The following is a 25375-nucleotide window of genomic DNA, read 5'->3' as shown; positions in this document are numbered from 1 at the left end:
CTCAGTTCGTGTCGCCGGCCGCGGCCAGCTTGGCGGCGGAGTCGGCGTCGACGCAGGCCTGCAGGATCGCGTCGAGGTCGCCGTCGAGGACCTGGTCGAGGTTGTAGGCCTTGAAGCCGACCCGGTGGTCGGAGATGCGGTTCTCCGGGAAGTTGTACGTGCGGATGCGCTCGGAGCGGTCGACGGTGCGCACCTGGCTGCGGCGGGCGTCGGACGCCTCGCGCTCGGCCTCCTCCTGGGCGGCGGCCAGCAGCCGGGAGCGCAGGATGCGCATCGCCGACTCCTTGTTCTGCAGCTGGCTCTTCTCGTTCTGGCAGGAGACGACCAGGCCCGAGGGCAGGTGGGTGATGCGCACCGCGGAGTCGGTGGTGTTGACGGACTGCCCGCCGGGCCCGGAGGAGCGGTAGACGTCGATCCGCAGGTCGTTGGGGCCGATCTCGACCTCGACGTCCTCGGCCTCCGGGGTGACCAGCACGCCCGCCGCCGAGGTGTGGATACGGCCCTGCGACTCAGTGGCCGGCACCCGCTGGACGCGGTGCACGCCGCCCTCGTACTTCAGGCGGGCCCACACGCCCTGGCCGGGCTCGTGGGACGCCTTGGCCTTCACGGCCACCTGGACGTCCTTGTAGCCGCCGAGGTCGGAGGGGTTGGAGTCGAGGATCTCGGTCTTCCAGCCGACGCGCTCGGCGTAGCGCAGGTACATCCGCAGCAGGTCGCCGGCGAACAGCGCGGACTCCTCGCCGCCCTCGCCCGCCTTGACCTCCAGGATGACGTCCTTGTCGTCGCTCGGGTCGCGCGGCACCAGCAGCAGCCGCAGCCGCTCGGTGAGCACGCCCTGCTCCTTGTCGAGCTCCTTGACCTCGGCGGCGAACTCCGGGTCGTCGGCGGCCAGCTCCCGCGCCGTCTCGATGTCCTCGCCGGTCTGCCGCCACGCGCGGTAGGTGCTGACGATGGGTGTCAGCTCCGCGTAGCGCTTGGTGAGCTTGCGGGCGTTCGCCTGGTCGGCGTGCACCGCGGGGTCGGCAAGCTGCCTTTCGAGGTCGGCGTGCTCGCCGATCAGATCCTCGACCGCCTCGAACATCATCAATCCCTGCGTGGAAGAGTCCGGAAAGGAGCCGGAAAGAGTCAGTGGGACGACAAAGCGCCGGTCCGGTCGCCCTGGCTGGGGCGACCGGAATCCGGCGCTTGCGGGTCGCTACTTCTTCTTGCCGGCCGCGGCGGCCTTGCCGAAGCGGGCCTCGAAGCGGGCCACCCGGCCACCGGTGTCGAGGATCTTCTGCTTGCCCGTGTAGAACGGGTGGCACTCGGAGCAGACCTCGGCGCGGATCTGGCCGCTGGTCTCGGTGCTCCGGGTGGTGAACGAGGCGCCGCAGGTGCAGGTCACCTGGGTCTCGACATACTCGGGGTGGATGTCGCGCTTCACTGGATGCTCCTTGGTGTCGGGAGGGCACCGGGTCGCTTGGCGGGTTTGCGTCAGCGTGAACCGGGGCCAGCGGACCAGTCTGCCAGCACTGGCCGCATCTCCCAAAACCAGGTCCGCCCCCGGATCATTCCCGGCCCTGACGATCAGGCCTTCCCGCAGGTCAGCGCTTTTCCGGGGTGGGCTGCCCGCTGTCGGGCCCGACGACCTTGCCGGCGTCGGTCCGGTCGGCGGCCGAGCCGGTCAGCGCGGACGCCGGCACGGGCTTGTCGGCGCGCAGCGCGGCCCACACCACGGCGGCCTTCGCGGGGATGGGCTCCACCCGGTTGCGATCGGTGGGCACGAAGCGTACGGGCAGCGTCACCATGTGGATCTGCCCGGAGTGCAGGCCGCGCACGCTCTGCGCCAGGCTCATGAGCTTGCCGACCGAGCCGAGGCCCGTGTCGGTCGTCACGGCGCTCGTGGCGGTGTCGGCGACCGAGAACAGCTTGGTGGGGCTGGTGAGCAGCCCCAGGCCCCGTACGCGGTCCATGAGGGCCTTCATGAAGGCCTGCTGCAGTTGGATACGGCCCAGGTCGCTGCCGTCGGCTATGCCGTGCCGGGTGCGGACCAGGCCGAGCGCCTGGTCGCCGTCCAGGGTGTGGGCGCCGGCGTCGAGGTCCAGATGGCTCTTGGGGTCGCGGATGGCCTGCGTGGTGGTGAGCGGGACCCCGCCGAGGGCGTTCACCAGGTTCTTGAAGCCGGTGAAGTCGACCTCCAGGTAGTGGTCCATCCGCAGGCCGGTGAGCTTCTCGACGGTCTTGACGGCGCAGGCCGGGCCGCCGACGGCGTAGGCGCTGTTGAACATCGCCTGCTTCGCGGCCGGGGCGGTGCCGCCCTTGGGCCGGTCGCACGCGGGGCGGTGGACGAGGGTGTCGCGCGGGATGCTGACGACGGTCGCGCGCTTGTGGCCCTTGGCCAGGTGCACGACCATCGCGGTGTCCGAGCGGGCCGAGCCGCCGTCGTGGCCGTACTCACGGTTGGCGCCGGAGCGGGAGTCCGAGCCGAGGACCAGGATGTCCATCGCGCCGTTGCCGAGCTTGACCGGCCGGTCGTCGCCGAGGGCGGAGTCGATGTCGACGCTGTGGATGTTGCCGTTGAGCCGGGTGTAGACGTACCCGGCGCCGCCGGCTCCCGCGAGCACCACGCCCGCCGCGACCCACGCGGTGATCCGCAGCCCGCGCCGCCGGCGCTTTCCCGCCCCCAGGGGCGAGGCGCCGGCCGGAGGCCTGGGGCCGCCTGTACCGGACATTCCTCCATCGTGCGCCGCACCCTCGGGGGTCGGCATCCGCAGGAATCCGGCACCACCCGCGTACCCCCAGGTCAGGGGGCACGCGGGCGATTTTTCGACGACGCTGCGCAACCGGCGGGTGACGCCGGTGGCCGGCCGTGGCCTCAGCCGAACAGGGTGTAGCCGCCCCAGCCGGGGCCGATCTTGACCCGGGTCAGGTACGGCGACGCCACCGAGCCGGTGCCGTGGTAGATGTACTCCTGCCCGCCGCCGTCGCGGGTCAGCAGGTCGGCGTGACCGTCCCCGTCGACGTCGCCGACCGCGGCGAAGGCGTCGAAGATGTTCCACCCCGTGCCGACCCTGACGCGGGTCCCCCAGACGGCGGGGGCCTTGCCGGTGCCGGGGTAGAGCCACAGGACGCCGGAGGTGTCGCGCGCGACCACGTCGGGCAGGCCGTCGCCGGTCAGGTCGCCCTTGCCGTAGACGGCGCCGGCGTAGATCTGCCAGCCGGTGCCGATGAGGGTGCGCGAGCCGAGGCGGCCCTGGCCGTTGCCCGGGTAGAACCAGGCGTTGCCGCTGGTGTCGGTGCCGACGAGGTCGGGGTCGCCGTCGCCGTCGAGGTCGCCGGGCAGGACGACCGAGGCCATGAGCGTCCAGTCGCCGCTGCCGATCATCTGCGGCTGCTGCCCGACGAGGGTGGAGTAGAGGTGGCGGTCCGTCCCGCGCGTCACCAGGTCCTGGGCGCCGTCCCCGTCGAGGTCGGCCTGCCGCAGCAGCGTGGTGGTCGAGAAGCTCCCCCACGGCTGGCGGGCGGCCAGGCCGGTGCCCTGTCCCGCGTACAGCCAGCCCGCGCCGCCGCTGTCGACGGCGATCAGGTCGGCGTGTCCGTCCCCCGTCGGGTCCGCGTCGTCCATCCGCGGCAGGATCGTCCCGGCCAGCGCGGAGACGCGGCTGAAGACGCTGTAGGAGCCCTTGGTGACGCACTCGTCGACGACCCAGGACATCACCCCGACGATCCGCCCGGCGACGACCAGCGGCCCGCCGGAGTCGCCGAAGCAGCCCGCCGTCGTCCCGGCGTCGCCGCCGGCGGACGGGGTGCCCGCGCAGACCATGACGGACGGCACGAAGGTGCTCCCGTAGGCGGCCGTGCACGCGCTGTTCGCGGTGACCGGCAGGGTGGCCTTCTTCAGCGTCTGGGCCAGGTCGGTGTCGGTCGAGGACGTCTGGCCCCAGCCGTAGAGCGTCGCGGGCGTGCCGGCCGCGTACGACGCGGTGTCGCCCGTGGCCGCGATCGGCAGCGCGGTGGCGTTCGTGGGCTGGTAGAGGGTCAGCACGCCGACGTCGTCGACCGCGGTGGCCTTGGAGAAGGACGGGTGCGACCAGGCGCGGGCCACGAAGTTCTCGGTGCCGCCGTGCAGGTCGAGGACGCCGTTCGCGTCGACCGTGGGCAGCTGGTTCGTGCCGGTGACCAGGACGGCGTAGTCGGGCAGGTCGTAGCCCTGCACGCAGTGCGCGGCCGTCAGGACCTTCCAGGCCGACACGACGCTGCCGCCGCAGAAGAACGCGTCGTCGTCGGAGGTGGTGTTCGGGGTGCCGTTGTCGTCGTCGTACCAGAGCTGGACCATCCAGGGCGCGTCACCGGCCCCGGTGGGCGTGCCGCCGATGACGTGCGGGCCGACCGCGTCGGGCGTCGCGCCCTCGGCGGCCCGCGCGGCCGGTGCGGTGGCGGATTTGGCGGATTCGGCGGTGGCGGCGGCTTCGCGGGCGCGTATCGCGCGCTTGAGCAGCGCGTCCGCGTGGGCCTTGGCCGGTGCGGCGGCCGCCGGGGGCGGGGCGGTGTCGGCGCGGGCCGGGGCGGACGCGAGCGCACCGGCGGCGAGCGCGCCGAGCGCGGCCAGGGCGGCGGGCAGCGCGCGGCGCCGCAGCCGGTGGCCGGTGCTCGTACGGGCAGGTAACATCCGCGACTCCTGTCGTCGGGCAGCGTGGTCGCGGCGCGACGGGCGCGAGGGCGGGTCGAGCCGCCGCGGGCCCGTCTGCCGCCGCCCGCCGAGCATATGACCGGCCGTCACGGCCCCGCCGCCAATTGCGCGAACGCAAAAGGCCCCGCCCGCCGGGAATCCGGCGGGCGGGGCCCGGTGCGCGACGGCCGCGGGTCAGTCGTTGTTCTGGCCCGGGGTGGTCTTCGCGATCTGCATCAGGAACTCCGCGTTGGACTTCGTCTGCTTCATCTTGTCCAGCAGCAGCTCGATCGCCTGCTGCTGGTCCAGGGCGTGCAGCACCCGGCGCAGCTTCCAGACGATGGCCAGCTCCTCGCCGCCGAGCAGGATCTCCTCCTTGCGGGTGCTGGACGCGTCGACGTCCACCGCGGGGAAGATGCGCTTGTCGGAGAGCTTGCGGTCGAGCTTGAGCTCCATGTTGCCGGTGCCCTTGAACTCCTCGAAGATCACCTCGTCCATCCGCGAGCCGGTCTCGACCAGCGCGGTGGCCAGGATGGTCAGCGAGCCGCCGTCCTCGATGTTGCGGGCGGCGCCGAAGAACCGCTTCGGCGGGTAGAGCGCGGTGGAGTCCACACCACCGGACAGGATGCGGCCCGAGGCGGGCGCGGCCAGGTTGTAGGCGCGGCCGAGCCGGGTGATCGAGTCCAGCAGCACGACGACGTCGTGGCCCAGCTCCACCAGGCGCTTGGCGCGCTCGATGGCCAGCTCGGCGACCGTGGTGTGGTCCTCGGCCGGGCGGTCGAAGGTCGAGGAGATGACCTCGCCCTTGACCGACCGCTGCATGTCGGTGACCTCTTCGGGACGCTCGTCCACCAGGACCACCATCAGGTGGCACTCGGGGCTGTTGGTGGTGATCGCGTTCGCGATGGCCTGCATGATCATGGTCTTGCCGGTCTTCGGCGGGGCCACGATCAGACCGCGCTGGCCCTTGCCGATCGGCGAGACCAGGTCGATGATCCGGGTCGTCAGCACGCCCGGGTCCGTCTCCAGGTGCAGCCGGTCCTGCGGGTAGAGCGGGGTGAGCTTGTTGAACTCCGGACGGCCGCGGCCCGAGTCGGCCGCCATGCCGTTCGCCGAGTCCAGCCGCACCAGCGCGTTGAACTTCTCGCGCCGCTCGCCGTCCTTGGGCTGCCGGACCGCACCGGTGACGTGGTCGCCCTTGCGCAGCCCGTTCTTGCGCACCTGGGCGAGCGACACGTACACGTCGTTCGGGCCCGGCAGGTAGCCGGAGGTGCGGATGAAGGCGTAGTTGTCGAGGATGTCGAGGATGCCCGCGACCGGGATCAGCACATCGTCGTCGGCGACCTGCGGCTCGCCGCCGCCGCCGAACTCCTCGCGGCGGTTGCCGCGCCCTCTGCGGTCGCGGTAGCGGCCCCGGCGACGGCCGCGGCCGTCACCGAACTCGTCGTCGTCCTGGACGTTGCCGCCCTGGCCGCCGCCCTGGCCCTGCTGCTGGCTCTGGCCGCCGCCGCCCTGGCCCTGCTGCTGCCGGCCGCCGCCCTGACCGCCGCCCTGGCCGCCGTCCTCGCGGTTGCGCTGGCGGTCCCGCTGCCGCTCCCGGCGGTCGCCGCGGCGGCGCTCCTGGCGGTCGTCGCCGCCCTGCTTGCCGTCGCCCTGCCGGGCCTCGCCCTTGGTGTCGGCGCGGCCCTCGGCGGTGTCGGCGGCCTGCTCGGCCTTCTCCGCCCGCTGGTCGGCCTTCTGCTCGCTCTTCGCGGCCTTGGCCTGCTCACCGGCCGGCTGGCCGGGGATCTCGATCTGCTGGGAGTCCTGCCGCTGCTCGCGCTGCTCGGGCGCGGCGGTGGCCGTCGTGGTCGCGGCACGGGTGCCGGCCGCGGGCGCCGCGGCGGTGTCGTCGCCGGTCTGCTCCAGACGCGCCTTGGACGTCGCGCGCCGCTTGGGCTTCTCCGCCGCGCCGTCACCGGCCGCGGGGGCGGGGGCCTGGGCGGCTCCGCCGCCGGCCTGACGCTCCTTGATGGTCTCGATCAGCTGGCTCTTGCGCATCCGCGCGGTGCCCTTGATGCCGAGCCCGGAGGCGAGCTGCTGCAGTTCGGCCAGCACCATGCCGTCCAGGCCGGTCCCGGTCCGGCGGCGGCGCGACGGGCTGGCCGTGGCAGCACCGCCCCCGGACGCGGCGGCATCGGACGAGGCGACAGTGTCATCTGCGCGCACGCCCATCAGATCGGTGGTGTCGCTCACGAAGGGTCCTTCCCTGGAGCGGACGTCGGCCTGTCTGGCTCGGCGACCGGTCGTGCTGTCCGGATCTGGGCGTTCCCGCTGTCCAGAACCGGGGCGGTGGTCCGCCTGATGGCGGCAGAAATACGTACGTGCCTTCGGCACGGAGGGAACTCGTACCGAATATCCGGAGCGTGCTCAGCATCGCCCGGGTCAGGAATCCGACTGCTCGGACCGTGCCCTATGCGGTGTGGGAGGCTCCCGGAAGAAAAGCGGTCCCACGGAAGGGACACGGTGCATCCTGCCCAGCGGGCTCCGAATGCAGGCTTGAGATTAACACTACCGGATCCAACAAACATTCCCCCTCTCACGCCCGGCAATCGTGTCACTGCCCCCCGGCGAGCGGCAGTACACACGCCCCGGCAGCGTCCAGCGACAGGCGGTGCGCCGCCCATCCCTCGCCCGCGTGCCGGGAGACCTTGTCGGCGGCCCCCTCGTCGGTGAGCGCCAGGACCGTCGGCCCCGCACCCGACACGACAGCAGGGACGCCCTCGCCCCGCAGACGGTTCACCAGCGAGAGCGTTTCCGGCATCGCCGGGGTGCGGTACTCCTGGTGCAACCGGTCCTCGGTGGCCGGCAGCAGCAGCTCGGGACGCCTGGTCAGCGCCTCGACGAGCAGTGCGGCGCGCCCGGCGTTGGCCGCCGCGTCCACATGCGGGACGGTACGCGGCAGCAGCCCGCGCGCGGTCTCCGTCAGCACCGGGTCGGCGGGCACGAAGACCACCGGGACCAGTGACTGCGCCGGGTCCATCCGGATCGCCCGCGCCGCGCCGCCCTCGCTCCAGGCCACGGTGAAACCGCCGAGCAGACACGCCGCGACGTTGTCCGGGTGCCCCTCGATCTCGGTCGCCAGCTCCAGCAGCGCGGTGTCGTCCAGCGCGGACGCGCCGCCTATCGTCACCGCCCGCGCGGCGATGATGCCCGCGCAGATCGCGGCGGAGGACGAGCCGAGGCCGCGGCCGTGCGGGATGCGGTTGGCGCACACCACCTCCAGGCCGCGCGGCTGGCCGCCGAGCAGGTCGAAAGCGGTCCGCAGCGAGCGGACGACCAGGTGTTTCTCGTCGCGCGCGAGCGTGTCGGCGCCCTCGCCGGCGATGTCGACGTGCAGCCCCGAGTCCGCGACCCGTACCACGACGTCGTCGTAGAGCCCGAGAGCCAGCCCGAAGGCGTCGAACCCGGGTCCCAGGTTCGCGCTGGTCGCGGGGACGCGCACTCGTACTGCGGCAGCGCGGAACGCGGGACCGGCCATCGTTCGACGAATCTCCTTGTGCGGTTCGCCCTCCGGGCGCGGCGTCATTGCCGGGCGGCGGGGCGGGAGTGGCGATGCGGGGTTGGCATCCGCCGGATACGGGGCACGCTGCGGTGCCGCTGGGTCCCAGCTTATCGAAGGAAGGTTCTCCTGCGACATAGGGCGCACGTACAGCGCGCGATGCGTGTCGCCTCGCCGGCGGGGCTTCTCGGGCGCCCCCTGCGCCCCATCGGGTTTCCCCGCCGCGCGGGGCGGCGCGTTTCGCCCGCGGGGCGGGCGCTTTTAGGGGCGCGGGGAACTGCGCGGCCAGCCAGAACGTGCCGTCACGTCGTCACCGGCCCTAAGGGGCAGTACGGTCCGTACCGGACCACCGGCTGGTGGGTGGTTGCGCGCGCAGTTCCCCGCGCCCCTGGCGGGGCGAGCCCCTACGCCAAGCCGAGGCTCTGCGCAGCAGCGTCCGCGTTGACGGGGACGGTCAGGGGGGCCGGGGCGCCGGCGACGGCCCAGTCCGGGTCCTTGAGGCCGTTTCCGGTGACCGTGCAGACGATGCGCTGGCCCGGATCCACCTTGCCCTCCTCCGCCGCCTTGAGCAGGCCCGCGACCGACGCCGCCGAGGCGGGCTCGACGAAGACGCCCTCCTTCGCCGCCAGCAGGCGGTACGCGGACAGGATCTGTCGGTCCGTCACCGCCTCGATCGCGCCGCCGGACTCGTCGCGCGCGGCCTCCGCGTACTGCCAGGAGGCGGGGTTGCCGATCCGGATCGCGGTCGCGATGGTCTGCGGGGAGCGCACCGGCGCGCCGTTGACGATCGGGGCCGAGCCCGCCGCCTGGAAGCCCCACATGCGCGGGGTGCGGGTGGAGACGCCGTCGGCGGCGTACTCCTTGTATCCGCGCCAGTAGGCCGTGATGTTGCCGGCGTTGCCGACCGGCAACAGGTGCAGGTCGGGGGCGTCGCCGAGCGCGTCGACGATCTCGAAGGCCGCGGTCTTCTGGCCCTCGATGCGCACCGGGTTGACGGAGTTGACGAGCGCGACCGGGTACTTCTCGCTCAGGTCCCGCGCGAGGTCGAGGCAGTCGTCGAAGTTGCCGTCGACCTGGAGGATGCGGCTGCCGTGGACGAGCGCCTGGCCCATCTTGCCGAGCGCGATCTTGCCCTGCGGCACGAGCACCGCGCACACCATGCCGGCGCGTACCGCGTAGGCGGCGGCGGAGGCGGAGGTGTTGCCGGTGGAGGCGCAGATGACGGCCTGGGCGCCGTCCTCCTTGGCCTTGGACATGGCCATGGTCATGCCGCGGTCCTTGAAGGACCCGGTCGGGTTCGCGCCCTCGACCTTGAGGTACACGTCACACCCGGTCCGCTCCGACAGCAGCTGGGCCGGGACGAGCGGGGTGCCACCCTCCAGCAGCGTGACCACCGGGGTGTCCGCGGTGACCGGGAGCCGGTCGCGGTATTCCTCGATGATGCCGCGCCACTGGTGGGTGCCGGACATTCGGGGCTGGTCGATGGTTGCGTTCATAGCGGGCTACTCCCCTTCCACACGCATGATGCTGGCGACGCCGCGTACGGTGTCGAGTTTCCGCAGGCTCTCGACCGTCGCCGACAGCGCTGCGTCCGGTGCGCGGTGGGTGACGACGACGAGCGACGCCTCGCCGCCCGCACGCCGTACGGCACCGGCCTGCTCGGCCGCGGCACCGTCGTTGGTGTCGCCGCCGCTCTGGCTCCTGCCCTGCTGCCGCACCGTGTCGATGGACACGTCGTGCTCGGCGAACACCGTGGCGACCTGTGCGAGGACGCCCGGTTTGTCCGCCACGTCAAGGCTGATGTGGTAGCGGGTGACCACATCGCCCATCGGGCTCACCGGCAGTTGCGTGTACGCGGACTCGCCGGCTCCCGTGGTCCCTGCCAGCTTGTTGCGGCAGGCGGCCACCAGGTCGCCGAGTACGGCGGAGGCGGTGGGTGCACCGCCGGCGCCGGGACCGTAGAACATCAGCTGCCCCGCTGCCTCCGCCTCGACGAAGACGGCGTTGTAGGCGCCGCGGACGGACGCCAGGGGGTGGCTGAGGGGGATCATCGCCGGGTGCACCCTGGCGGTGACGGAGCGGCCGTCGGCGGCGCGCTCGCAGATGGCCAGCAGCTTGACGGTGCAGCCCATCTTCTTCGCCGAGGCGATGTCCGCCGCGGTGACCTCGGTCAGGCCCTCGCGGTGGACGTCGTCGATGGTGACCCGGGTGTGGAAGGCGATCCCGGACAGGATCGCCGCCTTGGCCGCCGCGTCGAAGCCCTCGACGTCGGCGGTGGGGTCGGCCTCCGCGTAGCCGAGCGCGGTGGCCTCGTCCAGCGCCTCGCTGTAGCCGGCGCCGGTGCTGTCCATCTTGTCGAGGATGAAGTTCGTGGTGCCGTTGACGATGCCGAGCACCCGGTTGACCTTGTCGCCCGCGAGCGACTCGCGCAGCGGCCGGATCAGCGGGATGGCGCCCGCGACGGCGGCCTCGTAGTAGAGGTCCACGCTGTGCTCGGCGGCCTTGGCGTGCAGGCTCGCGCCGTCCGCGGCGAGCAGCGCCTTGTTGGCCGAGACGACGGAGGCGCCGTGCTCGAAGGCGGTCGTGATGAGGGTGCGGACCGGCTCGATACCGCCGATGACCTCGACGACGACGTCGATGTCGCCGCGTTTGACGAGCGCCGTGGCGTCGGTGGTGAGCAGCTCGGCGGGCACCCCGGCGCGCACCCGGTTGGGGCGGCGCACGGCGATGCCGGCCAGCTCGATCGGCGCGCCGATGCGGGCGGCGAGGTCGGCCGTCTGCGTCGTGATGATGCGCGTGACCTCGGAGCCGACCACACCGCAGCCCAGCAGCGCCACCTTCAGCGGACGCGTACGCATCATCCGACCTCGTCTCTCGTACGGTTTCCCGGGTGGTTTCCCGTGTCGTCCCCGCCTCCGTACGGTCCGGGCCCGGACCGTACGGCGTGGAGGCCACCAGTCTCACCCACCGGTAGGGAGAAGCCACGCCCCGTCCGGAATGCGAGACCGTCCGGGCGGACCGTGAGATTTGCGGTAGGGGCGGACGGGCGCACGGATTTTCGCCCCGCACGCCCGGCCCGCACCGCAGATCCTCTTCACGGGCCTTGCGTGTGCGCCTCGTTCAGCCGGCGGCCGCGCCTCGTTCAGCCGACGTCGAGACGCAGCAGGTCCTCCTCCGTCTCCCGGCGGACGATCACCCGCCCCTGCCCCTCGGCGACCGCGACGACCGGCGGCCTCAGCGCGTGGTTGTAGTTGCTGGCCATCGAGCGGCAGTACGCGCCGGTGGCCGGCACCGCCACGAGGTCGCCGGGCGTGAGGTCGGCGGGCAGGAAGGCGTCCTTGACGACGATGTCGCCGCTCTCGCAGTGCTTGCCGACGACCCGGCTGAGCATCGGCGCGGCGTCGCTGCGCCGCGAGACGAGCGCCACGCTGTACTCGGCGTCGTAGAGCGCGGTACGGATGTTGTCCGACATGCCGCCGTCGACGCTGACGTACGTGCGCAGGGCCTCCAGCGGCTTGACGGTGCCCACCTCGTACAGCGTGAAGGCGGTCGGGCCGACGATCGCCCGGCCCGGCTCGACCGACAGCCGCGGGCGCTCCAGCCCGGCCGCCTCGCACTCGCGGGTGACGATGTCGGCGAGCGCCTTGGCGATCTGGTGCGGCTCGGCCGGGTCGTCGGCGGGCGTGTAGGCGATGCCGAGGCCGCCGCCGAGGTCGATCTCCGGGAGCTGCACGCCGTGCTCGTCGCGGATCTCGGCGAGCAGCCCGACGACACGGCGGGCGGCGACCTCGAAGCCGGACATGTCGAAGATCTGCGACCCGATGTGGCTGTGCAGGCCGACGAGCTCCAGGCTCTCCAGCTTCAGCACCCGGCGCACCGCCTCCGCGGCCTGCCCGCTCGCCAGCGGGAGGCCGAACTTCTGGTCCTCGTGCGCGGTCGCGATGAATTCGTGGGTGTGCGCCTCGACGCCGACCGTGACGCGGATCTGCACCCGCTGCCGCCGCCCGTGCCGCTCGGCGGCGGCGGCGACCCGGACGATCTCCTCGAAGGAGTCCACGACGATCCGGCCGACCCCGGCGGCGACCGCCCGGTCGATCTCGGGACGGGTCTTGTTGTTGCCGTGCATCGCAATGCGGTCGGCGGGCATGCCGGCGTCGAGCGCCACGGCCAGCTCGCCGCCGGAGCACACGTCGAGGTTCAGCCCCTCCTCGTGCAGCCAGCGCACGACAGCGCGGGAGAGGAATGCCTTCCCGGCGTAGAAGACGTCCGCCTCCGTCCCGAAGGCGGCCCGCCAGGCGCGGCAGCGGGCCCGGAAGTCCGCCTCGTCGAGGATGTAGGCGGGCGTGCCGTACTCGGCGGCGAGGTCGCGGACGTCGAGGCCGCCGACCTCGACCGCGCCGTCGGCGTTACGGGTGACGGTGCGGGACCACACCTGCGGTTCGAGGTGGTTCAGGTCCGCGGGCGGGGCGGCGTAGTGCCCTTCGGGCAGCACGTCGGCGTGGCGGGGCCCGGCGGGATGTGCGGAACGGCTCACTGGTCTCTCGGTTTCCTGTGACTCAGAGGTGATGGGGTGCGCTGATGCCGAGCAGGTGCAGGCCGTCGGCGAGCACGATGCCGGTCGCGTCGGCGAGGCGGACCCGGGCAGCGTGGACGGCCGAGGGTTTCTCGTCCCCCTTCGGCAGCACGGGGCACTCGTCCTGGAAGCGCAGATAGGCGTCGGCCAGCCGCTCCAGATGCCGAGCGAGCCGATCGGGCGCGCGGCGGCGGGCGGCGGTCTCGACGACCCGCGGAAAGTCGGCGACGAGCCCGAGCAGCTCCGTCTCGGCGGGGTGCCGGTACGGGTCGTCGCTCGCTGGGCTCTCGATACGTACGCCCAGGTCGTGGGCGTTCCGCAGCACGGCGCGGGTACGGGCGTGCGCGTAGCGCACCCGAAAGAGCGGATTCGCTTCGCGCTGGGCGAGCAGGGCGCTGGGGTCGAGCCGCGGCACGTCCTCCGCGGGGGGCCGCAGAAGGGCCCACCGCAGCTCGTCGGGGCCGAGGGCTTGGCGGGGGGCGGGGGTGGCGCGGGGGGCGGCGGCCGCGTCGGGGGCGAGGGTGCCGCGGGGGGCGGTGGCTCCGGGCGCGGGCGTCGCGCCGGTGGCGATGCTCCCGCGGGCGGCGGCTCCGGGCGCGAGTGCGGGCGCCGCACCCGGCGCGGGGCCCTCACGGGAGGCAGTGGCTCCGGGCGCGGATGCGGGGGCCGCGTCGGGCTCGGTGACGCGCAGGGACTCGGGGGGGCTGCCGGGCTGGGCCCCAGCGGCGCGCAGGAGCGCGTTGACGGCTTCCGCGACGACACGGGCACGCAGGGCGGGTGGGCCCCCGCGTTCCTCCGCCGGGGCGACGGTGACGTACTGGCCGGCGAGGCCGTCGCCCCGCCCGTAGGCCGCCCCCTGCTCGCGCACCTGCCGTACGACGTCGGCGTAGGCCCGCGCGCTGAGGGTGATGTTGAGGAAGCCCGCCCCGGCGATCTCGACCTGGGCGATGCCCGGTTCGCGGGCGAGGCGGGGCGCGAGGATGGCGGCGACCTCGTAGGGGCTGCGCCCGGCGGCGCCGGCGAGCTGGAGGGCGACGTTGGTGGCGTAGTCACCGCACCCGGGCCGCGGCGGCCGCTGCACGACGACCTTCTCGGGCACGTCCACGCGCAGTTCGTCCGCCGCGACGGCACGCCGGACCGTGGTCAGCACGGTCCACGACAGCTCGGCGGGGGTCACGGAGGTAAGCGTAGGCGAGAACCCCCCACCACCGCCGACCGGTTTTCCCCCAGCTCACCTCCCCCGTTCCCCACGGCCCACCCCTCCCCCGGCGCGGACCGCCCACCGCCCGTGAGCAGCCCCCACCCCCGGGGGACGCTCACCCACCGCCGGGCGCGGCAGCGGCTTGTCCCCGCGGCTCCCCGGCCTCCCCCGTACCGCCGGGGGCGCCCGGCGACCGCCGGACCAGCCGCCGTACCGTCTCGACAAGCTCAGCAGGCTCGAAGGGCTTGGCGACGAAGGCGTCCGCCCCGCCCGGCGCCCCGACGCCTTCCGGCGCGTTGCCGCCGCTGACCATGACGATCCCGACCCCCCGCGTCCACGGATCCGCGTCCGCCCGCAACCGCGCGGCGGTCCGCACCCCGTCCAGCCGCGGCATGACGACGTCCAGCGTCACGACGTCGGGCCGCACGCTGTGCACTATCTCCAGGCACTCGGCACCATCAGCCGCGGTCACGACCTCGAAGCCCTCCAGCTCCAGGTTGACCCTGATCAACTGCCGGATCACCTTGTTGTCATCCACAACAAGCACCCGGCCGGTCGCTCCCGCCACACCCCGAAGCGTAGGCGCGCGACTCCTGATGCGTCCGCGTTTTGCCCATTTCTCCCCCTCCCACCTCTCCCCACCCCCTCCCCACCACACCCCCGCCCCCCACAAACCCGGTCCGACCCACCCCCTCCTTCCTGGTAGTGTTCTTCTCGTCGCCCCCGTAGCTCAGGGGATAGAGCAACGGCCTCCGGAGCCGTGTGCGCAGGTTCGAATCCTGCCGGGGGCACCTCGCAGTAGGTGCCAACAGACCCCGCCACCAGCCCGAACGCTGGCAGCGGGGTCTTCGCATGTACGCAGCCGGATGCGGCTCACGGCAGCCGTTTGCCAGTGATCACGTAATGACGACGTAATGATCTTGAGCCCCTTCGCAGCAGGTCAGCGCACGGATTCTCAACTCCCGTCTGCAGGATCCGACCACAGCTGCACTTGCCCCGACGGCCAGGTGTCGCCATCCCTCCGTTGAAGATCAGGTTCGCCGATCGCACTCGGCAGGCTGGCTCCATCGATCATCGACTCAAGCGTCGCTTGCACGTACCGAAGATAGGTCCGGACATCACGTATCTGCCGTTCCCTACGCGGGCGACCAATACCTCGCCAGCCGACGTCATAGGCCAGCTTCACTAACGTTCGATAACGATCACGAACCTCGTGGTCGCGGATCGAGAAAAGCTCCGTGTGCATGCCCCGGCGTACGGACTCCATAGCCGTTGAACAACGGTCGCGAGACTGCCGGCTCAAAGTCGGCTCGTTCTCGGAGACGTCGGGCAGGGAAGGCAGGTAGGCGTAGAGGTCTGCCAGCCTCTCAAGGAGCAGTCGAGCGGCGTTCCCCTCGCGCTCGCTGCGAGCCAGCTCCGCATCAGCAAGGCGCTGCTGCGCCGCGAGCGCCGCTTCCGCCGTCACCGCTTTGGTCAGCTGCCATCGCGTGACAAAGAAGGTAATGGCCCCACCGACGAGCGTTCCCAACAGCGCGCTGACTGTTTGACCGAGGAGGTCTCCTAATCCACTCATGGGGACATGTTCGAGATGTCGTCTCAACCAATCAAGACGAGTTTCACACCAGCCCGGAACATGAAGGAACCCCCGGGCCATCCCGGGGGTTCCCAACTCAAGGGACAGAGGGACTACGCCATCGGCGCTTCGGCTTCCTCCTCTCCGAGCCCCCGCAAGATTCTTTCGTTCATCTCGGCTTCCTGGCCGTCGATGCATTTCGCGTAGATCTTCAGCAGTACGTCTACCGAGTGCCCCGCACGAGCAGCCACCTCCGGTGCGGGCACGCCTGAGTTGAGCCACTGGGATACGCCGGCGTGACGCAGGTCGTAGGGCCGGGCCGCCATCACCGAGGCGACCTGGCCGGGCAGGAGAGCCAACTCCCGCGCCAGCTTCCAGATCCGGGAGTACGACGAGGCCGCCACAACGTTCCCGTATTCGCTCTGGAACAGCCGCCCGTCATCCGCCGTGCCGAACTCCTTCACGTGCTCCTGGAGCAGCCGCACGAGCGGAGGCGGGATCGGCACCACCCGCACCTCGCCCTTCTCCCGCTGCTTGAGGCCGCGCCGGTCGTGTGCCTGCCCGGAGTCCGTCCACGTCTTGCCCGCCGAGGGCCGCGTCTCGGCGAGTTCGATCCGTCCCCAGCCCGTCTCCGGCAAGGTGCAGTCCGTCAAGCGCAGGCCCAGCGCCTCACCCGGCCGCAGCGCGGCGTAGTAGAGGCAGGCGAAGAACGCTCGCAGCCGGCGCCCGCTGGCCCGGTCGAAGCGACCGACGTACGTGACCGCAGTCAGCAGCTCCCACGCCTGCCGCGGGTTGGACCACCACCCGCCGGTCAACCTCCTGCAAGGCCCGCTTGCCTCGCTTGCGCCGGACCCGTGCCAGCGGGTTCGCTGACAGCAACTCCAGCTCCACCGCGTACTCCAGCGCGTTGAAGACGACCGCCCGGCGGCGCCGGTACGTCTGCGTCGCCGCTGGCGTGCCGTCGAGCTTGCGCCCCAGCGCTTCCACCAACTCATGAACCCGGGCCAGCTCGTTCAACTCGCCGACCGGCAGCGACGCCCGCTGCATCCACCGCACGGCCGCCGCCACGTCCTCCGGACGCTCCCGCTCCCGCCGCGGCACAGGCAGCACGTACGACCGGAGCGCCTTACGAAGCGCTGCGTCCGGGGGACGGCCCCGCAGCGGATTGACGAGCACCGGCACCACCAACGCCAACGCGTCCGTCATGCTGTCGCGATGCTTGGCCGAAGCGTCCGCCCACCGGTGATCGACGTACTTCACGGCCAGGTCGAAGAACGACAGCGCCGCCATGCCGCCCCGCATCGAGTCGGGCAGGCCGGCCACCGTGTCGAACGGCTCGCCCTTCTCCACCGCACCGAGCAGCTTCGCCCGGAAGCGGTCCGCGAGCGCCTGGGTCTTGAACACCTCATGGAACGGCACCTTCTCCACCGACCAGCGGACGAGGTACGTCGGCTTCTTCGCCGACTGGTTGACGCTGATCTTCCAGACGGAGACCTTGTACGACTTCACGCCGCGCCCTCCGCCCGCTCGTCCAGCCAGGCGTTCAGCACCGACCGCCGCACCCGCAACTCATTGTTCGGCAGCCGGATGCACGCCGGGGCGAGCCCCAGCTCACGCCAGCGGTAGAAGGTGCGCCGGGAGATGCCGCCGCGTTCGGCGAGGACGTCCCGCACGGTCAGCAGCTCCCCGGTACGTTCACGCGCCATCGGAACCACCACCCGGCCGTACCGAGGCGGCAAGGAGAGCCCCCTCCGGGGAGTAGCCGCGCCCGGCGTAACGCCAGTGCCCGACCGTGACCGCGAGCCGGTCCGCCAGCCCGAGGTAAGCCCGCTGCTCCGCCGCCCGGTGATCGGCACGGGCCCGGCGTAACGCCGCCGACGTCACGGCACCGAACAGCCGCGTCGTCCCGTTGGACAAGCCCGTGGACAGACGCGCCCGGCTTTCGTCTGCGGGGCGTGTCGGGGGCCTCCTCCGTGAGCTGCGCAGGGGGCGACGCGTTCTCGGTGAAGGAGGTTCCGATCTTGGGGTGTTGGTCAGAGGTGGGTCAGGTGGGGAGGCCGACGGGGCGTTCGCCGGTGCGGCGCTGCTGGATGACGACGGCGATGACCAGGAGCGCGCCCTGGGCGACGTTCTGCCAGAAGGAGTTGATGCCCTGGACCGTGAGGCCGTTTTCGAGGCAGCCGAGCAACGCGACTGCCAGGAGGGTGCCGCCGATGCCGCCCTTGCCGCCCTTGAGGGCGCAGCCGCCCAGGGCCGCGGCGGTGATGGCTTTGAGTTCGAGTCCTTCACTGCCGGAGGTGGGCTGGCCGGAGCCGGTGCGTGCGGTGAGCAGGATGCCCGCGACGGCTGCGACGACTCCGGTCAGGGCGTAGACGGCGACGAGGTACTTGTTGATGTTGATGCCGGCGAGTCGGGCGGCGGTGTCGTTGCCGCCGATGGCGTAGATGTTGCGGCCTATGTCGGTGTATTTGAGCAGCAGGTGAACGGCGATGGCGGTGACGATCAGGATCCAGACCATGACGGGGAGACCGGCGATCTTGCCGCGGCTGAGGAAGACGAAGACGTCGTCGTTGAGGACGTAGCCCTGCGCGCGGCCGTCGGAGATCAGCTGGGCCAGGCCCTTGTAGGCGGCGAGGCCGGCGAGGGTCGCGATGGTGGGGTTGACGCGGCCGTAGACGATGATCAGGCCGTTGAGGATGCCGACGAGCAGGCCGACGCCGACGGCCGCGGCCATGCCGGCGAGGGCGTTGGAGCCGGCGCTGGTGAAGGCCATGGCGCTGATGACGGAGGCGACGCCGGCCTGGGAGCCGACGGAGATGTCCAGGCCTCCGCAGATGATGACGACGGTCTGGACGACGGCGAGCAGGCCGGTGATGGTGGCGGCTTCGGCGATCACCTGCATGTTGGACATGCTGAGGTAGTTGTCGTTGAGGACGCCGAAGAGGACCAGGACGACGGTGAGGGCGCCGATCAGGCTCAGGTTCTGCCCGTTGACGGTGCTCAGGAGTGAGCGTTGGGCGGACAGGCCGGGGTGCGGGCCGCTGCTCTTGAGGGCCGGCGGTGTGGTGGTGGTCATGCGGATGCTCCAAGGGCGCTGACGGGCGCGGCGATGTCGTCGGCCATGGCGAGGGTGAGGATGGCCTCCTCGGTGGCCTCCTGGTGGCTGAGTTCTCCGGTGATCCGCCCGTTCTGCATGACGACGATCCGGTCGGCGAGGCCGAGTACCTCGGGGAGTTCGGAGGAGATGACCAGCACGGCGACGCCTTCCTCGGCGAGGTCGGCGATGATCCGGTAGATCTCCGCCTTGGCGCCGACGTCCACGCCGCGGGTGGGCTCGTCGAGGATGAGCACTTTGGGTTTGCGGGCCAGCCAGCGGGCCAGGACGACCTTTTGCTGGTTGCCGCCGGAGAGTTTGCGCACCTCGTGCTCGATGGAGGGAGTGCGCACCCGGAGCCGGTCGGTGTAGTGCTGGGCGAGTTCACGTTCGGCCGCACGCTTGACGAAGCGGAAGCGGCGCAGTCGGTCCAGGACGGCGACGGACGTGTTGTCACGGACCGAGCGGTGCATGAACAGGGCCTGGGCCTTGCGTTCTTCGGGGGCGAGGCCGAGCCCGGCGCGGATGACCGCTCCGGGCTTGCCGGAGGGCAGCCGTTCGCCGTCGAGGGTGACGGTGCCGCTACGGATCGGAAGGTCTCCGGCCAGAGCGAGGGCCAGTTCCGAGCGCCCGGCGCCGATCAGGCCGGCCAGGCCGACGACTTCGCCCGCGTGGACCCGCAGGTCGATGTTGCGGACGTCGTCGGTGGTGACGTCCTGGACATCGAGGACCAGGCGGTCGGTGGCGACGTGGGGCCGGGTGAACATGGCACTCAGGTCGCGGCCGACCATGAGCCGGACGAGCTCGGCCTCGGTGGTGGCCGCGACGTCCAGCACGCCCGCGAGGGTGCCGTCACGCAGGACGGCGACGCGGTCGGCGAGTTGGAAGATCTCCTTCATCCGGTGCGAGACGTAGATGACCGCCACGCCGGAGTCGCGCAGCCGATCGATCAGTGCGAACAGCGCGGCGACCTCGTGCTCGGCGAGTGAGGAGGTCGGCTCGTCGAAGGCGATGACCTTCGCGTCGCCGATCAACGCCCGGAGGATCTCCACCAGTTGGCGCTGCGCCGGGGTGAGCCGGGAGCCGGGAAGGTCCGGGTCCAGCACTTTGTCGAAGCCGAAGCGCTTCAGATCCGCGGTGGTCCGCGAGCGCAGTGCGGCGCGGTCCAGGCGGCGGCCGGCCTTGCGGGGAAGGGAGCCGGCGTAGACGTTCTCGGCGACCGAGACGTGCGGGATGATCTCGGGTTCCTGCGGGATGATCCGGATCCCGGCCTTGCGGGCGTCGATCGGCGAGGCCAGCGCGAGCGGCCGGCCGTCCAGCAGCACCTGCCCCCCGGTCGGCTGGTGGTCGCCGGTGAGGACTTTGAGCAGGGTGGACTTCCCGGCTCCGTTCTCCCCCATCAGGGCGGTCACCTGGCCGGGCGGGAAGTCGAGGGTGACTCCGCCGAGGGCTGCGACGGGGCCGAAGCGCTTCACGATGTCCTGAACGGCGGCTCCGCTGCCGAGTGGGGTGGCAGGGGAAGCGGGCGGCGGTTTTTCGGCGGGAGTGGTCATCTCATGCCTCGCTGAGGTGGGCGCGTGGACGGACGGTGGGGCCCTCCGGACGACGGGGGGCGGCCGGTGCGGCATTCGCTGGGGGATGGCGCCATGCCGCACCGGCGGTCTCGGGGCGGGGCGGGTCAGCTACAGGTCGCGCCGGCGGACTTCCAGGTGGTGGCGTCGACCATGGTGGTGGGGGCGAACGCCTCGGCGGGGAAGGCCTTGCCGTTCTTGAGCTTGTCGTACATGGTCTGCACCGCGAGCGCGCCGACGTCCTTGCCGTTGATGAACAGCGCGGCCTTCATCCCCGACGGCTTGCCGCCGCTCCAGTCCTTGCAGGCCAGGTAGGCGCCCAGACCCACTCCGATCACGTTGCTCGGGCTGATGCCGGCGTTCTGCAGGGCGGTGACGCCGCCTTGTACGTTCTCGTCGTTGCAGCCCCACACCACCCAGTGCTTGACGCCCGCGTTCGCGGTGATCGTCGCGGCGATCTTGTCCTGGGCGCCGGTGGGGGTGTTGTCGGTCGGCACGTCGATGCTCTTCACCTGTGCGCCCGCGCCGGCGTCGAATGCCTTCTTGGCCGCGTTGACGCGGTCACCGCACACCGTCACATCCGGTTTCCAGGCCGAGACGATCCGGGTGTCGGCCGCCTTCCAGCCGGCCTTCCTGTACTCCTCGGCGGCGCGCTTGCCGACCTCGCCGCCCATCTGGGCGCCCGAGAAACCGATCCGCGGCACCAGGTTCGCCTTGTCACAGGACGCCGGGTCAGGGCCGTTGGCACAGATCTGGTCGTCCGAGGTCAGCAGGGGGATCTTCGCCTCGCGGGTGGTCTGTACGACCTGCGGGCCGACGGCGGGGTCGGGTACGACGATGATGACGCCGTCGGCCTTCTGAGCGACGGCCGACTGCACCTCGCTGACGGTCTTGTTCGCGTCGTTGCCGAGGTTGACCACCCTCAGGTCGACGCCGAGCTGCGCGGCCCTGGCCTTGGCGCCCGCCGCCTCTCCGATGAAGTACTCCTGGTCTCCCTGCTTCTGCAGGTACGTGATCGAGATCTTCCCGCTGACCCGGGACACGGGCGCGTCCGCCTTCACCGGGTCCTGCCCGCTGGAGCAGGCCGCCACCCCGGCGAGTACGGCCGTCGCGACGGCGGCGGATATGACCATTCTTCGGTTCCGGGCGCTGAACATTTGTTTCTCCATGGGGTGAGCGAGGTATTCGGGAACGGGAGGAGGCATGGGGGCATCGCCGGCCGTCCTGGGGCTGACGGAGCGTGCCCCGGCCGGCGGTGCCGGTGGGTTCAGGCGAAGCGGGCGGACACGCCGCCGTCGACCGACCAGTCGGCGCCGGTGACGAAGCCGGCCGCGTCGGAGAGCAGAAAGGCCACCACGGCGGCGACGTCGTCGGGTGTGCCGAGCCGGCCGAGGATGTGTTTGCCGACCGCGGCCTGGCGGACGTCCGGCTCACTCTGGGCGAAGTACTCGGCGAGCAGGTCGGTCTCGATGTATCCGGGGCTGACCGCGTTCACCCGGACGCCCTGAGGGCCGACTTCCAGGGCGAGACTCCGGGTGAGGCCCACCAGGCCGGATTTGGCGGCGGCGTAGGGGAACATCCCGGGGCAGGTGAGGGTGGCGTGCAGGGAGGCGATGTTGACGATCGAGCCGTGACGGGCGCCGAGCATGTGCGGCAGTACGGCGCGGGCGGTGAGCCAGGCCCCCTTGAGGTCGACGCCGAACACCTCGTCCCACTGGTCGGTCGTCATCGCGACGGGATCGGCGTAGGAGTTCCGCCCGGCGTTGTTGACCAGCCCGGTGAAGGGGCCGAGCCGGCCGCTCAGCTCCTGCACCGCGGCGGCGACCTGGTCCTCACGAGTGATGTCGCAAGTGGCCGCCGCAGCCGACGGGCCGAGGCGATGGGCGGTCTCGCGTACGCCGTCGGCATCGATGTCGACCAGGCCGGCGCGGGCGCCGGCCGCGACGACCGAGGCCGCGACGGCCGCGCCGATACCCCGCGCGGCACCGGTGATGAGTACGCAGTGGCCGGTCAGATCAGTCATGATCCGCTCCTGTCGTGCTGGGGCCGCAGTACGACGTCGAACTCGGCCAGGAAGCGGTCGACGCCGTCGATCTCCCGGGCGTCCAGGCTGCGGGCGGGATGGCGGCAGTGGGGGTCGTCGATCAGGCCGCGGCGGGCCGAGATGACCTTTTCGACCATGATGATCAGCTCGACTTCCTGCATCCAGTAGGCGAGGTGGGGAACCAGCTGGGCGTGCAGTTGGAGGGCGGCGGTCCGGTCGCCGTCGTGCCACAGCCGCCAGATCTGCTGGTAGATCTCGGTGAAGGAGCATCCCGGCTGTACCCCGTCGATGCCCCGGCGCAGGCCGTCGGCCAGTTGCAGCCCGGCATAGCCGATGAAGGAGCGCAGCGCGGGTGCTCCGGCTGCGAGATCCTCGGCGAAGCGGCCCGGCAGTGCCGTCTCGATCTTGACGGCCACCAGGTTCGGGTGGTCAGCGGCGAGGCGGCGCAGCGCGTCCGCGGTGAAGGATGATCCGGTCTGAGCCGGGGCGTACTGAAGGATCACCGGTGTGGGGGCGACCGCGGTCAGGACCGCCGTCGCGTGCCGGTGGACCTCCGCGGCGGGGGGGCCGAGGAAATGCGGCGGCAGGAGGTTGACTGCGTCGGCTCCGGCCTCGACGGCCGCGGTGGCGCGCTCGACGGCGAGGCGGGTGGCGTGGTCGGGGACCGACACCACCGCCGCCACGTCGGGGCGGGCCGTGGTGAGATCGAGGAGGCGGCCGGTGAGTAGGTCCCGTTCGGCGTCGCTGAGCTTGTGGAACTCGCTGGCGAAGCCGGGGAACATGACAGCGGTGACGCCGGTGTCCAGCACGTGGCGAACGAGGCGGTCGAAGCTGTCGAGGTCGAGGTCGCCCCGCGCGGTGAAGGGCACTTCGAGGACCGGCATCACGCCGCGCAGCAGGTCCGTGGCCGCGGCCGGGGTCCCGCTCATCAGAAGGGCACCTTTCCGGGCTGGTCGCCGGAGCCGCCGACCAGGAAGTCGAGGTCGACGCCCCGGTCGGCTTGCAGGACGCGCTCGACGTACAGGCTCGTCCAGCCTCGGACGCCCTGCCGGGCCGGGGCGGCCCAGGCTGCTGAGCGTTCGGCGAGTTCGGCGTCGCTGACATCCATACGGAGGCTGCGGGCCGCGACGTCGAGTTCGACGGTGTCGCCGGTCTGAACCAGGGCGAGCGGTCCTCCCACCGAGGACTCCGGTGCCACGTGCAGGATGACGGTGCCGTACGCGGTGCCGCTCATCCGCGCGTCGGAGATGCGGACCATGTCGGTGACCCCCTCGGCCAGCAGCTTGGCGGGCATGGGCAGGTTGCCGAGTTCGGGCATGCCCGGGTAGCCGCGGGGACCGAGGTTGCGGACGACGAGGACGGTGTCGGCGTCGACCGGCAGATCCGGGTCGTCGGCGGCGCGCAGATACTCCTCGATGCCGTCGAAGACCAGGGCGGGACCGCGGTGACGGAGCAGGTGCGGCGAGGCCGCGGACTGCTTGAGCACCGCGCCGCCCGGTGCCAGGTTCCCGCGCAGCACGACCGTGCCGCTGCCGGCGGCCTGGACGGGATCGTCGATCGGACGGATCACCTCGCGGTTCCACACCTGGTGGCCTTCGAGGTTCTCGCCGAGGGGCCGTCCGGTGACGGTCAGTGCCTTGCGGTCCAGCAGATCGCCGAGCTCGTTCATGAGCGCGGGCAGGCCGCCGGCGTAGGCGAAGTCCTCCATGAGGAAGCGGCCGCTGGGCATCAGGTCGGCGAGCAGCGGCACCTTCCGGGCCTCCGTGTCGATGTCGTCGAGGCTGACGGGCACGCCGGCCCGGCCGGCGATTGCCAGCAGGTGCAGCACGGCGTTCGTCGAGCCGCCGATGGCGGCGTTGACGACGATGGCATTGGTGAACGCAGCCTGGGTGAGGATGTCCGACGGGCGCAGTCCCTCACGGGCGAGTTCGACCGCGCGTGCGCCGGACTGTTCGGCGAGCTGGGCGCGGCGGGCGTCGACTGCGGGCAGCGCGGCGGCTCCGGGCAACGACAGGCCGAGCGCTTCGGTGACGCAGCCCATGGTGGAGGCGGTACCCATGGTCATGCAGTGTCCGGCCGAGCGGGCGAGGCAGCCTTCGAACTCCTCGAAGTCGGACTGCGTGATGTGGCCGGCGCGCAACTCCTCGCTCATGCGCCAGATGTCGGTGCCGGAGCCGACCGTCCTGCCTCTGAACCGTCCGGTGAGCATCGGCCCGCCGGACAGGGCGATGGCGGGCAGATCGACGCTGACCGCTCCCATCAACTGTGCCGGGAGGGTCTTGTCGCAGCCGCCGAGGAGTACCACCGCGTCCAGCGGATTGGCGCGGATGGTCTCCTCGACGTCCATGCTCATGAGGTTGCGGAACATCATCGACGTGGGCCGCATCAGGGGTTCGCCGATGGACATGGTCGGGAATTCCAGGGCCAGTCCGCCCGCGGCGGTGATCCCGCGGCGCACCGATTCGGCCAGTACCCGCAGGTGCGAGTTGCACGGTGTCAGCTCTGACCAGCTGTTGCAGATGCCCACGACCGGCTTGTCGCGCAGCTGGTCTCGGGTGAGGCCGAGTTGGCGCATGTGGTGGCGGGCTATGAATCCGGCTTTGCCGGGCTCGTCCCACCACGTCGAACTCCGCAGTCGGCTCATGCCCGGTCCCCCGGAAGGGACACGCCTGCGGGTTTTGCAACGATCTGCTCGCGCATCGTCGCCACACCTCCTCGGGTTCTGAGATCCACGCTCCTGGAGGGAGCGGCCGGCTCGGACCGGCTGCTCCGGGCGGCAGAGACGCGGCCACGGAGCCCGCCCAAGCGGATACGACAGGATGTTGGTACTTAGCAGCTATGCTGTCAAGCATCTTGACTCGTTTGTCTGCATAGCAGTGAGGTGAGCGGTCACTGATATCGTCATGGAGGAGGAGCAGACGTGCGCGACGGGATGGATGCATACGTGAAAGCCCTGGCCAGAGGGGACCGCAGCGTTCACACCGCTCGCGTCGCGGCGGTGTGCCGGGCGGCCCCGCCAGTTCCTGCCACCGCCCGTAACGCGGTGGGCGGTAAGTGTGCGGCACTCGGTACACCGGTTCGCGCACGGCGCCCGTCCGGCCGTGACAGCATGGCCGCCGTGAAAGTCGAC

General features: G+C 71.6%; 19 protein-coding genes, 1 tRNA gene and 1 pseudogene. 1 reads left to right on the top strand and 20 read right to left on the bottom strand.

Annotated features, from left to right (window positions below):
* Window position 1 precedes the first annotated feature (1 nt).
* The 11 genes from prfA to ACH4SL_RS13070 all read right to left on the bottom strand — a co-directional run bounded on the left by prfA (window position 2) and on the right by ACH4SL_RS13070 (window position 14531).
* Window positions 2–1081: a peptide chain release factor 1 gene (gene prfA, locus ACH4SL_RS13120; RefSeq protein WP_398445313.1), complete on the bottom strand. Its 1080-nt coding sequence runs from the start codon at window positions 1079–1081 to the stop codon at window positions 2–4.
* Window positions 1082–1195: 114 nt separating this feature from the next.
* A complete protein-coding gene (gene rpmE / locus ACH4SL_RS13115; protein ID WP_031518487.1) occupies window positions 1196–1423 on the bottom strand; it encodes a 50S ribosomal protein L31 in 228 nt (75 codons plus the stop codon).
* Window positions 1424–1583: 160 nt separating this feature from the next.
* Window positions 1584–2711, bottom strand: coding sequence for an LCP family protein (locus tag ACH4SL_RS13110; RefSeq protein WP_398444539.1), 1128 nt, complete (start codon window positions 2709–2711; stop codon window positions 1584–1586).
* Between the two features lie 143 nt (window positions 2712–2854).
* The gene (locus ACH4SL_RS13105; protein WP_398444537.1) at window positions 2855–4648 is read right to left on the bottom strand and encodes a trypsin-like serine protease; all 1794 of its coding nucleotides are present in this window, start codon (window positions 4646–4648) and stop codon (window positions 2855–2857) included.
* 195 nt (window positions 4649–4843) lie between these two features.
* Window positions 4844–6883, bottom strand: coding sequence for a transcription termination factor Rho (rho, locus tag ACH4SL_RS13100; protein ID WP_398444534.1), 2040 nt, complete (start codon window positions 6881–6883; stop codon window positions 4844–4846).
* A 361-nt stretch (window positions 6884–7244) separates the two neighbouring features.
* Entirely contained in the window at window positions 7245–8168 is a 924-nt protein-coding gene (thrB, locus tag ACH4SL_RS13095; RefSeq protein ID WP_398444532.1) for a homoserine kinase, read from the bottom strand.
* 425 nt (window positions 8169–8593) lie between these two features.
* Complete coding sequence (gene thrC / locus ACH4SL_RS13090) at window positions 8594–9685, bottom strand: threonine synthase (protein ID WP_398444530.1); 1092 nt, start codon at window positions 9683–9685, stop codon at window positions 8594–8596.
* Between the two features lie 6 nt (window positions 9686–9691).
* Window positions 9692–11050 (bottom strand): homoserine dehydrogenase, encoded by a 1359-nt coding sequence (locus tag ACH4SL_RS13085; protein ID WP_398444527.1) that lies wholly within the window; start codon window positions 11048–11050, stop codon window positions 9692–9694.
* A 281-nt stretch (window positions 11051–11331) separates the two neighbouring features.
* Window positions 11332–12723 (bottom strand): diaminopimelate decarboxylase, encoded by a 1392-nt coding sequence (gene lysA, locus ACH4SL_RS13080; protein WP_398444525.1) that lies wholly within the window; start codon window positions 12721–12723, stop codon window positions 11332–11334.
* A gap of 22 nt (window positions 12724–12745) precedes the next feature.
* Window positions 12746–13939: an ArgS-related anticodon-binding protein NrtL gene (gene nrtL / locus ACH4SL_RS13075; RefSeq protein ID WP_398444523.1), complete on the bottom strand. Its 1194-nt coding sequence runs from the start codon at window positions 13937–13939 to the stop codon at window positions 12746–12748.
* A 139-nt stretch (window positions 13940–14078) separates the two neighbouring features.
* Window positions 14079–14531, bottom strand: coding sequence for a response regulator transcription factor (locus ACH4SL_RS13070; RefSeq protein WP_398444520.1), 453 nt, complete (start codon window positions 14529–14531; stop codon window positions 14079–14081).
* A 151-nt stretch (window positions 14532–14682) separates the two neighbouring features.
* Here ACH4SL_RS13070 and ACH4SL_RS13065 point away from each other — a divergent pair.
* A tRNA-Arg gene (locus tag ACH4SL_RS13065) sits at window positions 14683–14754 on the top strand.
* A 164-nt stretch (window positions 14755–14918) separates the two neighbouring features.
* Here the strand turns inward: ACH4SL_RS13065 and ACH4SL_RS13060 are convergent.
* The 9 genes and pseudogenes from ACH4SL_RS13060 to ACH4SL_RS13020 all read right to left on the bottom strand — a co-directional run bounded on the left by ACH4SL_RS13060 (window position 14919) and on the right by ACH4SL_RS13020 (window position 24889).
* Window positions 14919–15536, bottom strand: coding sequence for a hypothetical protein (locus ACH4SL_RS13060; protein ID WP_398444518.1), 618 nt, complete (start codon window positions 15534–15536; stop codon window positions 14919–14921).
* Window positions 15537–15649: 113 nt separating this feature from the next.
* Window positions 15650–17045 (bottom strand): annotated as a pseudogene (locus ACH4SL_RS13055) (tyrosine-type recombinase/integrase).
* On the bottom strand, window positions 17042–17242 hold the full coding sequence (locus ACH4SL_RS13050; protein ID WP_398444516.1) for a helix-turn-helix transcriptional regulator: 201 nt from the start codon (window positions 17240–17242) through the stop codon (window positions 17042–17044). The pseudogene ACH4SL_RS13055 and the gene ACH4SL_RS13050 overlap by 4 nt, the downstream one beginning before the upstream one ends.
* A gap of 338 nt (window positions 17243–17580) precedes the next feature.
* Complete coding sequence (locus tag ACH4SL_RS13045; RefSeq protein WP_398444514.1) at window positions 17581–18612, bottom strand: ABC transporter permease; 1032 nt, start codon at window positions 18610–18612, stop codon at window positions 17581–17583.
* The gene (locus ACH4SL_RS13040) at window positions 18609–20183 is read right to left on the bottom strand and encodes a sugar ABC transporter ATP-binding protein (RefSeq protein WP_398444512.1); all 1575 of its coding nucleotides are present in this window, start codon (window positions 20181–20183) and stop codon (window positions 18609–18611) included. Before ACH4SL_RS13040 ends, ACH4SL_RS13045 begins: the two co-directional genes overlap by 4 nt.
* A gap of 125 nt (window positions 20184–20308) precedes the next feature.
* Window positions 20309–21334: a substrate-binding domain-containing protein gene (locus ACH4SL_RS13035; RefSeq protein WP_398444510.1), complete on the bottom strand. Its 1026-nt coding sequence runs from the start codon at window positions 21332–21334 to the stop codon at window positions 20309–20311.
* Window positions 21335–21468: 134 nt separating this feature from the next.
* Entirely contained in the window at window positions 21469–22224 is a 756-nt protein-coding gene (locus tag ACH4SL_RS13030; RefSeq protein WP_398444508.1) for an SDR family NAD(P)-dependent oxidoreductase, read from the bottom strand.
* Window positions 22221–23174 (bottom strand): dihydrodipicolinate synthase family protein, encoded by a 954-nt coding sequence (locus ACH4SL_RS13025; protein WP_398444506.1) that lies wholly within the window; start codon window positions 23172–23174, stop codon window positions 22221–22223. The genes ACH4SL_RS13030 and ACH4SL_RS13025 overlap by 4 nt, the downstream gene beginning before the upstream one ends.
* Complete coding sequence (locus ACH4SL_RS13020) at window positions 23174–24889, bottom strand: IlvD/Edd family dehydratase (protein ID WP_398444504.1); 1716 nt, start codon at window positions 24887–24889, stop codon at window positions 23174–23176. The genes ACH4SL_RS13025 and ACH4SL_RS13020 overlap by 1 nt, the downstream gene beginning before the upstream one ends.
* Window positions 24890–25375: the final 486 nt, after the last annotated feature.

It is taken from the genome of Streptomyces sp. NPDC021020, assembly GCF_044333285.1.
GTDB lineage: Bacteria > Actinomycetota > Actinomycetes > Streptomycetales > Streptomycetaceae > Actinacidiphila.
This window is presented reverse-complemented; position numbering and strand designations above follow the sequence as displayed.

Excerpts from the sequence above, each read along its gene's own strand:
- prfA (WP_398445313.1), bottom strand. The coding sequence starts at position 1,081 with ATGTTCGAGGCGGTCGAGGATCTGATCGGCGAGCACGCCGACCTCGAA.
- ACH4SL_RS13110 (WP_398444539.1), bottom strand. The coding sequence starts at position 2,711 with ATGTCCGGTACAGGCGGCCCCAGGCCTCCGGCCGGCGCCTCGCCCCTG.
- ACH4SL_RS13105 (WP_398444537.1), bottom strand. The coding sequence starts at position 4,648 with ATGTTACCTGCCCGTACGAGCACCGGCCACCGGCTGCGGCGCCGCGCG.
- thrB (WP_398444532.1), bottom strand. The coding sequence starts at position 8,168 with ATGGCCGGTCCCGCGTTCCGCGCTGCCGCAGTACGAGTGCGCGTCCCC.
- thrC (WP_398444530.1), bottom strand. The coding sequence starts at position 9,685 with ATGAACGCAACCATCGACCAGCCCCGAATGTCCGGCACCCACCAGTGG.
- ACH4SL_RS13085 (WP_398444527.1), bottom strand. The coding sequence starts at position 11,050 with ATGATGCGTACGCGTCCGCTGAAGGTGGCGCTGCTGGGCTGCGGTGTG.
- ACH4SL_RS13060 (WP_398444518.1), bottom strand. The coding sequence starts at position 15,536 with ATGAGTGGATTAGGAGACCTCCTCGGTCAAACAGTCAGCGCGCTGTTG.
- ACH4SL_RS13050 (WP_398444516.1), bottom strand. The coding sequence starts at position 17,242 with ATGGCGCGTGAACGTACCGGGGAGCTGCTGACCGTGCGGGACGTCCTC.
- ACH4SL_RS13045 (WP_398444514.1), bottom strand. The coding sequence starts at position 18,612 with ATGACCACCACCACACCGCCGGCCCTCAAGAGCAGCGGCCCGCACCCC.
- ACH4SL_RS13040 (WP_398444512.1), bottom strand. The coding sequence starts at position 20,183 with ATGACCACTCCCGCCGAAAAACCGCCGCCCGCTTCCCCTGCCACCCCA.
- ACH4SL_RS13035 (WP_398444510.1), bottom strand. The coding sequence starts at position 21,334 with ATGGTCATATCCGCCGCCGTCGCGACGGCCGTACTCGCCGGGGTGGCG.
- ACH4SL_RS13030 (WP_398444508.1), bottom strand. The coding sequence starts at position 22,224 with ATGACTGATCTGACCGGCCACTGCGTACTCATCACCGGTGCCGCGCGG.
- ACH4SL_RS13025 (WP_398444506.1), bottom strand. The coding sequence starts at position 23,174 with ATGAGCGGGACCCCGGCCGCGGCCACGGACCTGCTGCGCGGCGTGATG.
- ACH4SL_RS13020 (WP_398444504.1), bottom strand. The coding sequence starts at position 24,889 with ATGAGCCGACTGCGGAGTTCGACGTGGTGGGACGAGCCCGGCAAAGCC.